This window comes from Oryzihumus sp., assembly GCF_036391795.1.
Taxonomy (GTDB): domain Bacteria; phylum Actinomycetota; class Actinomycetes; order Actinomycetales; family Dermatophilaceae; genus Oryzihumus.
The window spans coordinates 1-15,036 of sequence record NZ_DASVZH010000310.1 but is presented as its reverse complement, the minus strand read 5'-3'; the positions used below and the strand labels follow the sequence as shown (position 1 = coordinate 15,036).

Annotated in this window: 16 protein-coding genes; 9 read left to right on the top strand and 7 right to left on the bottom strand. The window is 72.5% G+C overall.

Annotation, left to right across the window (positions count from 1 at the left end):
- Positions 1-30 precede the first annotated feature (30 nt).
- The 4 genes from VF825_RS18950 (at position 31) to VF825_RS18935 (ending at position 3,564) form a co-directional block, all read left to right on the top strand.
- Positions 31-1,371, top strand: a complete 1,341-nt coding sequence (locus VF825_RS18950) for a UDP-glucose/GDP-mannose dehydrogenase family protein (RefSeq protein WP_331116319.1) — start codon at positions 31-33, stop codon at positions 1,369-1,371.
- Positions 1,368-1,802, top strand: a complete 435-nt coding sequence (locus VF825_RS18945; protein WP_331116317.1) for a CoA-binding protein — start codon at positions 1,368-1,370, stop codon at positions 1,800-1,802. Before VF825_RS18950 ends, VF825_RS18945 begins: the two co-directional genes overlap by 4 nt.
- 92 nt (positions 1,803-1,894) lie before the next feature.
- Complete coding sequence (locus VF825_RS18940) at positions 1,895-3,379, top strand: DUF222 domain-containing protein (RefSeq protein WP_331116315.1); 1,485 nt, start codon at positions 1,895-1,897, stop codon at positions 3,377-3,379.
- Positions 3,346-3,564 (top strand): HNH endonuclease signature motif containing protein, encoded by a 219-nt coding sequence (locus tag VF825_RS18935; RefSeq protein WP_331116311.1) that lies wholly within the window; start codon positions 3,346-3,348, stop codon positions 3,562-3,564. Before VF825_RS18940 ends, VF825_RS18935 begins: the two co-directional genes overlap by 34 nt.
- A 92-nt stretch (positions 3,565-3,656) precedes the next feature.
- Here VF825_RS18935 and purE read toward each other — a convergent pair whose 3' ends face one another.
- Positions 3,657-4,193 (bottom strand): 5-(carboxyamino)imidazole ribonucleotide mutase, encoded by a 537-nt coding sequence (gene purE, locus VF825_RS18930; RefSeq protein WP_331116309.1) that lies wholly within the window; start codon positions 4,191-4,193, stop codon positions 3,657-3,659.
- Entirely contained in the window at positions 4,190-5,398 is a 1,209-nt protein-coding gene (locus VF825_RS18925; protein WP_331116307.1) for a 5-(carboxyamino)imidazole ribonucleotide synthase, read from the bottom strand. The genes purE and VF825_RS18925 overlap by 4 nt, the downstream gene beginning before the upstream one ends.
- 62 nt (positions 5,399-5,460) lie before the next feature.
- Between VF825_RS18925 and VF825_RS18920 the strand changes: the two genes are divergently transcribed.
- Positions 5,461-5,952 carry a GtrA family protein gene (locus VF825_RS18920; protein WP_331116305.1) on the top strand — a complete coding sequence of 164 codons (492 nt, stop codon included), beginning with the start codon at positions 5,461-5,463 and terminating at the stop codon, positions 5,950-5,952.
- An 87-nt stretch (positions 5,953-6,039) separates the two neighbouring features.
- Here the strand turns inward: VF825_RS18920 and VF825_RS18915 are convergent, their stop codons facing one another.
- From VF825_RS18915 to VF825_RS18895, 5 genes are all read right to left on the bottom strand, one after another.
- Positions 6,040-7,068 (bottom strand): HAMP domain-containing sensor histidine kinase, encoded by a 1,029-nt coding sequence (locus tag VF825_RS18915; protein WP_331116303.1) that lies wholly within the window; start codon positions 7,066-7,068, stop codon positions 6,040-6,042.
- Between the two features lie 9 nt (positions 7,069-7,077).
- Entirely contained in the window at positions 7,078-7,755 is a 678-nt protein-coding gene (locus tag VF825_RS18910; RefSeq protein ID WP_141787357.1) for a response regulator transcription factor, read from the bottom strand.
- A gap of 29 nt (positions 7,756-7,784) precedes the next feature.
- Entirely contained in the window at positions 7,785-8,597 is an 813-nt protein-coding gene (locus VF825_RS18905) for an enoyl-CoA hydratase-related protein (RefSeq protein ID WP_414695899.1), read from the bottom strand.
- The gene (locus VF825_RS18900; protein WP_331116300.1) at positions 8,594-9,670 is read right to left on the bottom strand and encodes an adenylate/guanylate cyclase domain-containing protein; all 1,077 of its coding nucleotides are present in this window, start codon (positions 9,668-9,670) and stop codon (positions 8,594-8,596) included. The genes VF825_RS18905 and VF825_RS18900 overlap by 4 nt, the downstream gene beginning before the upstream one ends.
- A gap of 77 nt (positions 9,671-9,747) precedes the next feature.
- A complete protein-coding gene (locus VF825_RS18895; protein ID WP_331116298.1) occupies positions 9,748-10,548 on the bottom strand; it encodes a biotin--[acetyl-CoA-carboxylase] ligase in 801 nt (266 codons plus the stop codon).
- A gap of 24 nt (positions 10,549-10,572) precedes the next feature.
- Here VF825_RS18895 and VF825_RS18890 point away from each other — a divergent pair, with 24 nt between their 5' ends.
- The 4 genes from VF825_RS18890 to VF825_RS18875 all read left to right on the top strand — a co-directional run bounded on the left by VF825_RS18890 (position 10,573) and on the right by VF825_RS18875 (position 14,931).
- Positions 10,573-12,195, top strand: a complete 1,623-nt coding sequence (locus VF825_RS18890) for an acyl-CoA carboxylase subunit beta (protein ID WP_331116296.1) — start codon at positions 10,573-10,575, stop codon at positions 12,193-12,195.
- Complete coding sequence (locus VF825_RS18885) at positions 12,192-12,431, top strand: acyl-CoA carboxylase epsilon subunit (protein ID WP_246092020.1); 240 nt, start codon at positions 12,192-12,194, stop codon at positions 12,429-12,431. The genes VF825_RS18890 and VF825_RS18885 overlap by 4 nt, the downstream gene beginning before the upstream one ends.
- A gap of 55 nt (positions 12,432-12,486) precedes the next feature.
- Complete coding sequence (locus VF825_RS18880) at positions 12,487-13,158, top strand: phosphotransferase (protein WP_331116292.1); 672 nt, start codon at positions 12,487-12,489, stop codon at positions 13,156-13,158.
- Positions 13,159-13,236: 78 nt separating this feature from the next.
- Positions 13,237-14,931 (top strand): DUF885 domain-containing protein, encoded by a 1,695-nt coding sequence (locus VF825_RS18875; RefSeq protein ID WP_331116290.1) that lies wholly within the window; start codon positions 13,237-13,239, stop codon positions 14,929-14,931.
- Positions 14,932-15,036 lie beyond the last annotated feature (105 nt).

Sequence of the window (15,036 nt, the reverse complement as noted above, 5' to 3'; positions counted from 1 at the left end):
CCCGGCGCGACCACCGGCTACTCTCGCCCCGTGGCTCTTCGTATCTCCGTCATCGGCACCGGCTACCTGGGGGCGGTCCACGCGGCCTGCATGGCCGACCTGGGGCATGAGGTGGTGGCGATCGACGTCGACCCGGGCAAGGTGGAGGCGCTGGCCGGGGGGCGGGCGCCGATCTTCGAGCCGGGCCTGGATGAGCTGCTGGAGCGGGCCCTGGGCAGCGGCCGGTTGCGGTTCACCACCGACTACGCGGCGGCGGCCGGGGCGCAGGTGCACTTCATCTGCGTGGGCACCCCGCAGCGGCGCGGGGAGAACGCCGCGGACACCTCGTTCGTGTTCGCCGCGGCCGAGTCGCTGGCCCCGCACCTGTCCGGTGCGGCCCTGGTGGTGGGCAAGTCCACCGTGCCGGTCGGCACCGCGGCCCGGGTGCTGGAGCGGCTGCGGGCGTTGGCCCCGGCCGGGGCGGGGGTGCGCCTGGCGTGGAACCCCGAGTTCCTGCGGGAGGGGTTCGCGATCGAGGACACGGTGGCCCCGGACCGGTTCGTCTACGGCGTGGAGGCCGAGGGGGCGCAGGCGGACGTGGCGCTGCTGGATGGGGTGTATGCCGGCCCGCTGGCCGCGGGGACCCCGCGCCTGGTCACCGACTTCGCCACCGCCGAGCTGGTCAAGGTGTCCGCGAACGCGTTCCTGGCCACGAAGATCTCCTTCATCAACGCCATGGCCGAGGTGTGTGAGGCCGCCGGGGCGGACGTGGTCGCGCTGGCCGAGGCGATCGGGCACGACGACCGGATCGGGCACAAGTTCCTCGGCGCCGGCCTGGGCTTTGGCGGGGGGTGCCTGCCCAAGGACATCCGCGCGTTCATGGCCCGGGCCGGGGAGCTGGGGGCCGACCAGGCGCTGACGTTCCTGCGCGAGGTCGACGCGATCAACCTGCGCCGCCGCTCCCGGATGGTGGACCTGGCCCGGGCCGAGTGCGGCGGGACCCTGATCGGCAAGAAGGTCGCCGTGCTGGGGGCGGCGTTCAAGCCCAACAGCGACGACATCCGCGACTCCCCGGCCCTGGACGTGGCCCGGGCCGCGCACCTGGCCGGCGCCGAGGTCACCGTGCACGACCCCAAGGCCCTGCCGGTGGCCCGCCGGGTGCACCCGGACATGCGCTACGCCGACACCATCGAGGCCGCCTGCGCCGGCGCCGACGTCGTGCTGCACCTGACCGAGTGGCGCGACTACCGCGACATCGACCCCGCCGCGCTCAAGCAGGTGGTCGCCTCCGCGCACATCATCGACGGCCGCAACGCCCTCGACCCCGCCCGGTGGCGCGGCGCCGGCTGGACCTACCGCGCCCTCGGCCGCCCGCACCCGGTGGTCGCATGAGCCCCGTCGCCGTCAACGACCGCGAGGTGATCCGGTCGGTGCTGCGGACCCCTGCGACCTGGGCCGTGGTGGGACTGTCCACGGACGCCGGCCGCACGGCATACGGCGTCTCGCGCTGGATGCGCGAGGCCCTCGGGCACCGGATCATCCCTGTGCACCCGCGTGCCGAGGAGGTCTTCGGCGAGACCGGTTATGCCAGTCTGTCCGACATCCCGGACGGCGAGAAGGTCGCGGCGGTCGACTGCTTCGTGAACTCCTCGCGGGTGGGCGCTGTCGTCGACGAGGCGATCGCGCAGAAGGGCCGACTGGGCATCGAGGCCGTGTGGCTGCAGCTCGGCGTGGTCGACGAGGCCGCCGCGCAACGCGCCCTGGATGCCGGCCTCGACGTCGTCATGGACACCTGCCCGAAGATGGAGTACCCCGCGCTCTGACCGAGCGCTGTGCCCGACCGTCCTGGCTGCGCGGTTGGAGTCTGGCTGTGGACAAGCGGAGGGCTGTCCGACCCGGCCCTTAGAGTGGACACATGTTCGAACTCGGGGTGGAGCAGGTTCGCCGGATGCCGATCGGCACCATGGCGGCGATGCTCGATGCCCTGACCGCAGGAGCCGTCGCCTCCGCGGACGAGGCTTCGGCCGAGGCGATGGTCCTGGCGTCCCAGATGGTCATCAACGCCATGGGCGCGATCCAGGCCCAGTCGATCGCGTCCCTGGCCGCCCGCGAGCGCGAGCAAGCCGCCTCGGTCGCCGGGACTCCGCCCGAGGGCCTGGCGCGGGACGCCGGTGCCCCGGTCGACGAGTGGGAGTTCCTCGGCGACCGGATCGCGCCACTGCTGGCCATGACCGGGCGGGGCGCCCAGAGCCGGGTGGACCTGGCCTGTGAGCTCACCCGGAGGCTGCCGCGCACCCTGGCGGCGATGCGGGCGGGCGGCCTCGACACCTACCGCGCGGGCATCATCGCCACGCAGGCCTCGCTCGTGCGCCCGCACCTGGTGCCGACGCTCGAGGAGCACCTGTTTCCCGACGCTGCTGTCGATACCCCCGGCCCGCAGGTGCCCGATGCCCGGGACCTGCACTCCACCAGGCTCAAGGCCAGGCTGCGCCGACTCACGGCGCGGATCGACCCACAGTCGATCGACAGGCGGTGCGAGCAGGCGCGACGCGACCGGTTCGTCGCGATCGGCCCCGGCGTGACACCGGGGATCACCCACTGGAGCGCCGACCTCCCGGTCGAGGACAGCATGAAGGCGTGGGCTGCCATCGACGCCCTCGCCCACGACTACGTCCACCAGACCCCGCGGTCCGATGGCCGCAGGCGCACGCTGACCCAGGCGCGTGCGGACGCCATGGTGGACCTACTGATGGGCGCAGCCACCGTCTCGACCACCCTGCAGGTCACCGTGCCGCTGGAGGTCGTGGAGGGCGGGGAGGCCGAGGAGGTCGCGAATACCGCTGTCGCAGCGGCGGACCCCGCGGTGACCCGACGCCGGCGTGGCCCCGACCTCACGCAGCTGCGCGAACTGGCGATCCCTGCCGCCACCGGCGTCGCCGGAGCGGTCCCGCTAGGGGTCGAGGTCCCGCGCCACGGCCTGCTGCCGCTCGTTCAGGCGCAGTCCCTGGCGCGCGAGCCGGGCACCACGCTCACGTCCCTGTTCACCGACTCCCGGACCGGACGGCGACTTCCCGGACAGGACCCGGGAGGCGACAGCCCGGGCGCCGTGCCGGCTGGCTCGGCCATGTCGGGCATGCCGGCTGACCCGGCCGCCTCAGGCAAGCCATCTTCCTGGTCTTGTCGGGCGCGCCATCTTCCTCGGTCTCGTCGGGCGCGCCATCTTCCTCGGTCTCGTCGGGCACGGCGTCTTCCTCGACTGTGTCGGGCGCGCCAGCCGACTCCCCCACACAGCGCTATCGCCCGTCGGCCGCGACGGACCGCGCGGTGCGCGCCAGGGACCGCACCTGCCGGTTCCCGGGGTGTTCGATGGCCAGTCAGCGCTGCGACCTCGACCACGTGATCCGGTTCCCCGACGGCCCGACGGCGGAGGGCAACCTGCACGCCCTCTGCCGCCACCACCACCGCCTCAAGCACCACACCCGATGGCGGGTCAGCGTGGACGACGAAGCGGTGTGCACCTGGACCTCACCGAGCGGGCAGGTCTACCGGACAACGCCATTCGACCACCGTGAGCTCGTGACCTGACCCCGCTGCGCGGACACCTCGCAGGGCGAGCGAGCGCGCTGACGTATCGTCAGCGGACGCGTCGCGGGACGAGCGAGCGCGCTGCCATAGCGTCAGGCCGAGCCGAAGCCGGTGCGCTGGCTGCGACGGGAGCGCAGCCGCTCCCCCTTGGCGTGCGCCTCGTCGCGCAGAGAGCGCTGGAAGTCCGCCATTTTGGCCCGCAGTTCCTCCGCCTCGGCATCGGCGCCTGAGGCGAGGATCCGGACGGCGAGCAGCCCCGCGTTGCGCGCCCCGCCCACGGAGACGGTGGCCACCGGCACGCCGCCGGGCATCTGCACGATGGACAGCAGCGAGTCCATCCCGTCGAGGTACTTCAACGGCACCGGGACGCCGATCACCGGCAGCGGGGTCACAGCCGCGAGCATCCCCGGCAGGTGGGCCGCGCCTCCGGCGCCGGCGATGATGACCCGCAGGCCACGAGGGGCCGCGTTCTCGCCGTAGGCGATCATCTCCTGCGGCATCCGGTGCGCCGAGACGACGTCGGCCTCGTAGCCGACGCCGAACTCCTCCAGCGCCTTCGCCGCCTCCTCCATGACCGGCCAGTCGCTGTCGCTGCCCATGACCAGGCCCACCACGGCGTCGCTGCTCATTCGGTCACCACTCCCCTCAGGTAGTCCGCGGCGTGCCCGGCCCGCTCCCGCAGGTCGGCCAGGTCGTCGCCGCTGACGTTGACGTGCCCGATCTTGCGACCGGGACGAACTCCCTTGCCGTACAGGTGAACTCGCGCTCCGGGGTCACGCGCCATGATGTGCCGGTAGGCCGGGTAGAGCTCGGGGAAGTCGCCGCCGAGCACGTTGGCCATGACCGTCCACGGCGCGCGCGGGGCGGTGGACCCCAGCGGCAGGTCGAGCACCGCGCGCAGGTGGTTCTCGAACTGGCTGGTGACCGCGCCGTCGATGCTCCAGTGCCCGGAGTTGTGCGGGCGCATCGCCAGCTCGTTGACGACGTAGTCCGGCTCGCCGGTGTGCGGGTGGGACACCTCGAACATCTCCACCGCCATGACCCCGGTGACCTCCAGCGCCCCGGCCACGCGCAGCGCCGCCTCGGTCAGCTCGGCGGACAGGTCGTCCGACATCCCCGGCGCGGGCGCCAGCACCTCGGTGCAGATCCCGTCGACCTGGACGGTCTCCACGACGGGCCAGGTCGCGGCCTGCCCGGAGGGGCTGCGCGCCACGAGCACCGCCAGCTCACGGGTGAACTCGACCTTCTCCTCGGCCAGCAGGCCCTCGGCGAGCGGGCCGCCGACGGCCGCGTCCCGGGCGCTGGCCTCCAGCCAGTCCGCCGCCTCCGCGGCCGAGCCGACGACCCGGACGCCCTTGCCGTCGTACCCGCCGCGCGGTGTCTTCACCACAACCGGCCAGCCGACCTCGTCGCCGAACGCCGCGAGCTCCTCGGCGGTGCGCACCGCCGCCCACCGCGGGCTGCCCACGCCGACCTCGCTGAGCCGCCGGCGCATGGCCAGCTTGTCCTGGGCGAACACCAGGGCCGCCGGGCTGGGGTGCAGCGGCACCCCGTCGGCCTCGAGCGCAGCGAGCACAGGCGCCGGCACGTGCTCGTGGTCGAAGGTGACCACGTCGCAGGTACGCGCCCACTCGCGCACGGTCTCCACGTCGGTGTAGTCGCCCACCGGCGCCGACGGCACGACCAGCGCCGCGGACGCGTCGGGGGCCTCGGCGAGCACGCTCAACGTGACCGCGAGGCCGACCGCAGGGGGCTGGCACATCCGGGCCAGCTGGCCGCCGCCGATGATGCCGACGACGGGAAAGCCTCCAGGAGCACGCTGCGGAGAGGTCACGGGCCCGAGCCTATCCGGGCGCGGATTCGGTGCCGCTGCCCGGCGCCCGTTACGCTCGACAGGTGCCGACCGACCAGCCCTCGCCGATCGCGCGACTGCGCGGTGCCGTGGACGTCCTCGTCCGCGAGATGCTCAAGTTCGGCGTCGTGGGCGCCGTCGCCCTCGTCGTCGACGTCGGCACCTTCAACGCGCTGCGCTTCGTCGGCGGCCACGGCCCGCTCTACGACAAGCCCCTTACGGCCAAGGTCATCTCGGTAACCCTGGCCACGCTCACCGCATGGGCCGGCAACCGCTACTGGACCTTCCGGCACCGCCGCCGCACCGCCGTCCACCACGAGCTGGCGTTGTTCGTCGTGTTCAACGTCGTCGGCATGGGCATCGCCCTGGGCTGCCTGGGCTTCTCGCACTACGTGCTCGACCTGACCTCCCCGCTGGCCGACAACATCAGCGCCAACGGCGTGGGCCTCGTGCTGGGCACGCTGTTCCGCTTCTGGGCCTACCGCCGGTTCGTCTTCTCCGAGAACCCGCCGCTCGAGTCCACGATCCAGGTCTGAGGCCCAGCCGCCCCCGGTATGCCGGGTGGCCGGCACCGGGCACCGTCCCGCCACGGGGGCCTCAAGGACCGTCGTTCGCGCACCTCGTCAGTTGAGGTTCTGGTCCTCGGACAGGAACAGCGCGAAGATCGCCGGCTGCGTCTGGACCAGCTCCAGCCGGCCGCCGTTGGCCTCGGCCAGGTCCCGGGCCAGCGCCAGGCCCAGCCCCGTGCCGGTCGTCGTGACCGACCGCTCGAAGATGTGCGGCGCGATGGCCGCGGGCACGCCCTCGCCCTGGTCGCTGACCTCCACCACGACCGAGGGGCCGCTGCGGCGGGCGTGCACGTCCACGGTGCCGCGACCGTGCGCCAGGGAGTTCTCCAGCAGGGTCGAGAGCACCTGGGACAGGGCGACCGGCGTCGCCTGGACCGACAGACCCCGCTGGCCGTGCACGCGCACCGAGCGGCGGGCCTGCTCGAACGCGGGCTGCCACTCCCGCTGCAGCGCCGCGATGACCGAGTCGAGGGAGACGCTGGGCCGGGGCGCGTCGTGACCCGAACGGCTGCGCGCCAGCAGGTCGTCGACGACGCGGGTGAGCCGCTCGACCTGGGCGATGGCGATGTTGGCCTCCTCCTGCACCACCGCGAGGTCGTCGGTCACCGAGATCTCCTCGAGCCGCATCAGCAGCGCGGTCAGCGGGGTGCGCAGCTGGTGCGAGGCGTCGGAGGCGAAGTCACGCTCGGAGGCCAGTGACCGCTTGAGCTGCTGCGCGCTGCGGGAGAGCACCTCCGAGACCCGGTCGATCTCGGCGATCCCGCTGACGAGCGGCTGGAACCGGGACTCCCCGGCGCCCAGCCGCTCGGCGCGGTCGGCCAGCTCGGTCATCGGCTCGGAGAACTTGCGGGCCTGCGTCGAGGCCACGAGCACCCCGACGACGACCGCGAGCACCGACAGAGCCGTGATGATGCCCAGCAGCTGGGCCAGCTGGGTCATGCTCTGGGCACCGACCAGCCACGTGCGCAGCCGGGAACCCTCGTCCGCCAGCATCCACATGGCCCCGAGGAAGAGGGGGACGCCGACGATGACGACCGACAGGACGACGGCGATGACGGTGGAGCGGACGAGCCGCTCACGCATGGCTGGTCCTCAGCTCCGGTCGCCGCGCTCGAAGCGGAAGCCCACGCCGCGCACGGTGGAGATGTACTGCGGCTGGGCCGCGTCGTCGCCGAGCTTCTTGCGCAGCACCGAGATGTGCATGTCCAGGGTCTTGGTGGACCCGAACCACGCCGTCTCCCAGATCTCGCGCATGAGCTGCTCGCGCGAGACGACCTTGCCCTGCTCGCGCACGAGCACGCGCAGGAGGTCGAACTCCTTGGCCGTGAGCTGCAGCTCCTCGTCGTTGAACCAGGCGCGGCGCCCCTCGGGGTCGATGCGCACGAGCTCGTTGGTCGGCGCGGAGTCCAGCGGGTGGCGGCGCAGCAGCGCCCGCACCCGGGCCAGCAGCTCGGCCAGCCGGAACGGCTTGGTCACGTAGTCGTCGGCGCCGGCGTCGAGGCCGACGACGGTGTCCACCTCGTCGGCGCGGGCCGTCAGGATGAGCACCGGCACGGTGCGCCCGTCGGCGCGGATGCGCCGGCACACCTCGAGACCGTCGATGTGGGGCAGTCCCAGGTCGAGCACGACGAGGTCGGGGCCTTCGGCGGCCCCGTCGAGGGCCGCACGACCATCCCCGCGCACGTCGACGTCATAGCCCTCGCGGCGCAGGGCGCGGGCGAGGGGTTCGGAGATGGCGGGGTCGTCTTCGGCCAGCAGCACGCGGGTCATATCGGGCATCGTAGAGACCAGAGGTACCGTCAGCGACCGGGCCACGCCGGACGACGCTTCTCGGAAAAAGCTGCCACGCCCTCCTTGCGGTCCCCCGAGAAGGCCGTGGCGCGCCAGCAGGCGTCCTCCACCTCGAGTCCGGTGGCCAGGTCGACGTCCATGCCGAGGCGCATCGCCTTCTTGGCGTTGCGCAGTCCGACCGGGGAGTTCGCCGCGATCTCCGAGGCCAGCCGCAGGGCCCAGTCCCGCGCCTCGCCGACTCCGACGACCTCGTCGACGACCCCGAGGGCCGCCGCCTCCGCGGCCGCTATCCGCCGCGCCGTGAACACCATGCCCGCCGCGCGCGACCAGCCGATCCGCCGGGTCAGCAGCTGGGTGCCGCCGCCTCCGGGGATCACCCCGACCGACACCTCCGGCAGCCCCACGACCGCCGCCTCACCCGCCACGATGAGGTCGCAGGACAGGGCGATCTCCAGCCCGCCGCCGAGGGCGAAGCCCTCGACCACAGCAATCGAGGGCACCGGCAGGTTGAGCACCCCGGTGTATGCCGCGCGGGCCACCGGCCGCTGCTGCATCAGGTCGGCGTCGCTGAAGGAGTTGCGCTCCTTGAGGTCCGCGCCGACGCAGAACGCCTTGGGGCTGGTGCTCGTCAGGACCACGGCGCGCACGTCCTCGTCGGCGGCCAGCTCGGCCGTAGCGGCGGCCAGGTCCCGGGCCATGGCGGTGGAGACCGCGTTCATGGCCTCCGGACGGTCGAGCGCGAGCTCGGCCACGTGGCCGCCCGCCCCGTGGCGGGTGATGGTCACCAGCCGGCGGTCCCCGGGCTGCTCCTGCGTGCTCACTGATCCTCCTTGGTGTCTGCTGCCTGACCTCGACGGCGGACCTCGCCGGTGCGGCTCAGGAGCCAGGGCGTCACCGGCCCGATCCCCCGCAGCGAGCGCCGGCGCAGCGCCGTCATCTCGAACCCCGACAGGCTGGCCAGCTTGGAGGCCAGCCCGTCGTCCACCAGCACCGACCCGGGTCGGGCCACCGCCGTCAGGCGGGAGGCCCGGTTGACCGTGGTGCCGAAGACGTCCCCGAGGCGAGGCACCACCCGGCCGGTCGCCATACCGACCCGCACGTCCGGCAGCACCTCGTCCTCGGCCATCGCCTCGACCAGGTCCAGCGCGATCGCCGCCGCGGCGGCCGGGGTGACCGTCACGTAGAGCACCTCGTCGCCGACGGTCTTGATCACGCGCCCGCCGTGGGCGGTAACGATGTCGGAGGCCAGCTCCTCGAAGCGCTGCACCACCAGCGCGAGCTCGCGCTCGGAGAGCCGGCGGACCAGACGGGTGAACGACACCAGGTCGGCGAAGCCGACGTTGCGCACGATGCCGAGGTTGTCCTGCTCGGGGTCGGCGTCGGCGACCATGCGCTCGATCGCGGCGACGAGGTGGCGGCGCCACGCGTAGACCAGCAGCGGCTCGAGGTCGTCAGCCACGTCGGCGAGCTTGGCCGCGGCCTTGCGGGCGGTCTCCAGGTCCGGGACCGCCCGGGTGGTGTCGTGCCGTCCGGCGCCGGGGGCGTCACCGGCACCGAGGTCGCCCAGCGCCTCGGCCATCAGCTGGGTCTGCCACACCGCCAGCCGGTCGGTGGTGCGGGCGAACGCCCGGGTCATGGCCAGGGCGGTCGTCTCGTCGAAGACCCCCTCGCGCACCAGGTCCGCGACCGAGCGCAGCGCCTGGATGTCGGCCTGGGTGAACACCCGGTCCTCGTCGTCCTCGACGTTGGCGAAGCCGAGCGCGTGCCAGAACTTGCGCGCGCTGCGCAGCGACAGCCCGGCCGCGCCGCTGACGTCGCGGCGCCGCAGCGTGCGCGACTGTCCCAGCAGCCGCGCCTCGACCTCGTCGGCGGCAGGCGTGAACCCCCCGGTCACGTCAGCTCCGGGGCGGGCACGATGGCGACCGATGCGGGGCACGCGTCACAGCGTCAGGTTTCGGGGCACACGCCCGATCATGCCCTGTCCTGCTGTGCTCGTGTGACCCGACGCACATGGACGACGTCCCCGGCCGCGTGGACCACCCGTCCCCGCGCCGTCTCCAGGACGAGCCGGCCGCTGTCGTCGACCGCGATGGCGGCGCCGCGCAGCAGGGCGCCGCCGGGCTGGTGGACGTCGACCTCCTGCCCGATCGTGACGCACTCCTGGCGGTATGCCGCCCGCACCCGCCCCAGCGCCGCTCCCCCGAGCACCCACTCGCCGTGTAGCGCGGCCAGGTGGCCGAGGAAGGCGATGACCACGTCCTCCCGGCGGACGCCGGCAGCGCCGGCCAGGCGCAGCGAGGTCGCTGTCGGCACCGGCAGCTCATGCTGGTCCTGGTCCACGTTGGCGCCGGCGCCGGCCACCACCACGGTGCCGCTGCCGGTCAGCTCGCACAGCACGCCACAGACCTTGCGGTCCTCCACGAGCAGGTCGTTGGGCCACTTCAGCCCGGGGCGCACCCCGGCGACGTCTGCGAGGGCCCGGCCCATCGCCATACCGGTGACCAGCGGCAACCAGCCCGGGTCCGAGCTGCCGCCCACGGGCAGCACCACCGAGACGGCCACGGACGCCCGGGCCGGAGCCTCCCACTGGCGGGTGAGCCGGCCGCGTCCGGCGCTCTGGTGGTCGGCCACGACGACCCGCCAGGGACGGGGGTCGCGCAGGGCCTCCAGGTTGGTCGAGTCGACCGTGTCGAGCACGTCCAGGGCGCTCCACGGGCCCTCCGGCGTGAGCAACGCCTCCTGCAAGGCATGGACGTCCATCGGCTCTCTCACGCGGCTAAGGCTAGGCTGCCCGACATGGCTGATGCTGTTCAGAGTCCGGATGCCGTCGACGCACCGGCGATCGACATCCACACCACCGCGGGCAAGCTGGCCGACCTGCACCGGCGCAACGACGAGGCGGTCCACGCCGGGTCGGCGCGGGCGGTCGAGAAGCAGCACGCGAAGGGCAAGAAGACCGCCCGGGAGCGCATCGAGCAGCTCCTGGACGAAGGGTCGTTCGTCGAGCTCGACGAGCTGGCCCGCCACCGTTCCATCAACTTCGGCCAGCAGAAGAACCGGCCCTACGGTGACGGCGTCGTCACCGGCTACGGCACGGTCGACGGCCGGCCCGTCTGCGTCTTCGCCCAGGACTTCACCGTCTTCGGTGGCTCCCTCGGCGAGGTGTTCGGCGAGAAGATCGTCAAGGTCATGGACCTGGCGATGAAGACCGGCTGCCCGGTCATCGGCATCAACGACTCCGGTGGCGCCCGCATCCAGGAGGGCGTGGTCTCCCTCGGCCTCTACGGCGAGATCTTCCAGCGCAACGTGCACGCCTCGGGAGTCATCCCGCAGATCTCGCTGATCATGGGCCCGTGTGCCGGCGGCGCGGTCTACTCCCCCGCCATCACCGACTTCACCGTCATGGTCGACCAGACCTCGCACATGTTCATCACCGGTCCCGACGTCATCAAGACGGTCACCGGCGAGGACGTCGCGTTCGAGGACCTCGGCGGCGCCCGTTCGCACAACACCAAGTCCGGTGTCGCGCACTACATGGGCCACGACGAGGACGACGCCATCGACTACGTCAAGTCGCTGCTGTCCTACCTGCCGTCGAACAACATGGAGGACGCGCCGGCGTTCGACGTCGACGTGGACCTGGCGGTCACCGAGGAGGACACCTTCCTCGACACGTTCATCCCCGACTCGGCCAACCAGCCTTACGACATGCACACGGTCATCGAGCACGTCGTCGACGACGGCGACTTCTGCGAGGTGCAGCCGCTGTTCGCGCCCAACATCATCTGCGGCTTCGGTCGGGTGGAGGGCCGGTCCGTGGGTGTCGTGGCCAACCAGCCGATGCAGTTCGCCGGCACCCTCGACATCGACGCCTCCGAGAAGGCCGCGCGCTTCGTGCGCACCTGCGACGCGTTCAACGTCCCGGTGCTGACGTTCGTGGACGTGCCCGGCTTCCTGCCCGGCACCGACCAGGAGTGGAACGGCATCATCCGCCGTGGCGCCAAGCTCATCTACGCCTACGCCGAGGCCACCGTCCCCAAGGTCACGATCATCACCCGCAAGGCCTACGGCGGCGCCTACGACGTCATGGGGTCCAAGCACCTCGGCGCCGACATCAACCTCGCGTGGCCGACCGCGCAGATCGCCGTGATGGGCGCCCAGGGTGCGGTCAACATCCTCTACCGCAAGGAGCTCGCGGCCGCCGCCGAGCGCGGGGAGGACCTCGCCGAGGCCCGCCAGCGCTTCATCACCGAGTACGAGGACACGCTCGCCAACCCGTATGTCGCGGCGGAGCGCGGCTATGTGGACTCGGTGATCCCGCCGTCCTACACGCGCTCCTACGTCATCAAGGCGCTGCGGACATTGAAGAACAAGCGCGAGACGCTGCCGCCCAAGAAGCACGGGAACATCCCGCTGTGAGCGAGCAGACGCCCGCCGAGGCGACCGCACAGGTCATCCCGATCTCGGTGGCCCGCGGCAACGCGACCCCGGAGGAGGTGGCCGCGCTCGTCGCGGTGCTGGCCGCCGCCGCAGGGTCGGCAGCCGACGAGCCCGCCCCCCGCCACACCTCGGTGTGGGCCTCCCGGGAACGCCTCGTGCGCGCGCCGCACGTGCATGGCCGGGGCGCCTGGCGCGCCTCGGCCTGGCCGCGCTGACCGGCCGGTCGTCCGGGCGCTCCCCGGTTCGCGTCAGCTCTGGAGGGAAGCCCTCGTGCGCCACGGCTACACCAACCTGACCGAGAGCGACGGCACGGTGGTCACCAAGGCGTACCAAGGCCCTGATGCCGCACGCCGGGCCGCACGGGAGCAGGCGGCGCTGCGCTCTTTCCGTACCCTCGTGCCAGTGCCCGTGCTGGTGTCCGGCACGGCGACGGAGACGGTCACCGCGCTGACGCCGGGGACCCCCGGCCAGGACCTGCTCGACGCCGGCCACGGCTCCATGGTCTTGCGCGCTTGTGGGGCGCTGGCCGCTGTCGTGGCCACGCTCCCGCGCACCGGGTTGCCGGGCGATGACGAGGCACCCTCGCCGGGGGTGGTGCGCTGCCACGGCGACTTCGGCCCGCAGAACCTGCTTCTTGACCCGGCCAGCGGCGAGGTGACCGCCCTGATCGACTGGGAGATGGTCGACGTCGGCGACCCGCTGCGGGACCTGGCGTGGGCGGAGTGGATCGTGCGGATGCACCACCCGGACCGGGTCGACGACCTGGACGCCCTGTTCGCGGGCTACGGCGCGCGCCCGTCCTGGGCCGACCGGCAGGACCAGATGGTGGCCTCCTGTGAGCGGATGGCTGCCTTCGTGCAGGGATGGTCCTCACCGGGCCGGCGCGAGGCGCTGGCGCTGTGGCGACTGCGCACCCGGACCACGGCGTCCTGGCTGGAGTGAGCAGACGCCGCGGCACCGTGGCCGCGGCGTGGGCGAAACCCGTCGATATCGGCGGCCACCCGCGATACGTTCGAGCGCGTGACCACTGACGCTTCCGCGCCCACGGCGCGACCCACGACCGACGTCGACCGCATCGCCAACGGCTACCTCGACGCGTTCGTCGAGCTCAGCCCGCTGACGGCGACCTACCTGGGCATCCCCGAGCACGACGAGGACATCGACGACTTCTCCCCCGCGGGCCACGAGGCGCACGCCCAGCTGCGCCAGAAGACGCTGGCCGCGCTGGCCGAGGCAGTACCGGCCGACGACATCGACCGGGTGACCATCGCGGCGATGCGTGAGCGCCTCGGCCTCGCCGACGAGATGCACGCCGCCGGCCTCGACGAGATGGCCCTGAACGTCATTGCCTCCCCGATGCAGGAGATCCGGGATGCGTTCGACCTGATGCCCACCGACACCCAGGAGCAGTGGGCCGTCATCGCCCGCCGCATGGCCAAGGTGCCGGCAGCGCTCGAGCTGTGGAAGCAGTCGCTGACCAAGGCCGCCGAAGCGGGCAACATCACGCCGCAGCGGCAGGTGCGCGAGTGCATCAAGCAGTGTGAGGACCACACCGCCGACGACGGCTACTTCTCCACGCTCGTGGCCGGTGCCAAGGCCGGCGAGGAGGCGCTCGGGGAGTCCGTGGCGGCTGAGCTGCGGACCTCCGTGCAGGCCGCCGCCGACGCCTACGCCGCGCTCGGGCAGTGGCTCGGCGAGACGCTGCTGGACCGCGCCCCGGAGTCCGACGCCTGCGGGCAGGAGCGCTACGCCCTGCTGTCGCGCTACTTCCTCGGCGCCGAGGTGGACCTGGCCGAGACCTATGAGTGGGGCAAGGCCGAGCTGGCCCGCATCACCGCCGAGATGCAGAAGGTCGCCGAGCAGATCAAGCCCGGCTCGACCGTCCTCGAGGCGATCGCCCACCTCAAGGCCGACCCGGCCTACCAGCTGCACGGCACCGACGCCCTCAAGGCCTGGATGCAGGAGCGGGCCGACGAGGCGATCCGCAACCTCGCCGACGTGCACTTCGACATCCCCGAGCCGGTGCGCACCATCGAGTGCCTCATCGCCCCCACCCAGACCGGTGGCATCTACTACACCGGGCCCAGCGAGGACTTCAGCCGCCCGGGCCGCATGTGGTGGTCGATCCCCAAGGGGGAGACCGAGTTCGGCACGTGGAACGAGCTGACGACCGTCTACCACGAGGGCGTGCCGGGCCATCACCTCCAGGTCGCGCAGACGGTGTTCCGCTCCGAGCTGCTCAACCGCTGGCGCCGCCTGTTCTCCTGGACCTCCGGTCACGGCGAGGGCTGGGCCCTGTACGCCGAGCGGCTCATGGCCGAGCTCGGCTACATGGACGACCCGGGCAACTACATGGGCATGCTCGGTGGCCAGTCCCTGCGAGCGGCCCGCGTGGTGCTCGACATCGGCGTCCACTGCGGCTTCGAGGCCCCGGAGGAGGTCGGCGGCGGCCCGTGGACCTACGACAAGGCGTGGGCCTTCCTGACCGCCCACGCCTTCGAGTCCGAGGGCATGCTCCGCTTCGAGCTCAACCGCTACCTGGGCTGGCCGGGCCAGGCCCCGTCCTACAAGATCGGTGAGCGGCTGTGGATGCAGCTGCGCGACGAGGTTCGTGAGCGTGAGGGAGACGCCTTCGACATCAAGGCGTTCCACCGCCGCGCCCTCGACATCGGCGGCGTCGGTCTGGACGTCCTGCGTGAGGCCGTCCTGAGCTGACCGGACACGACATGAGGAAAGGCCGCCGGCGGATGCCGGCGGCCTTTCTGCGTCCTGTGTGCTGGACGAGCCGCTGCGTCCGTACGCCGGGGAAATGGGCCCGGA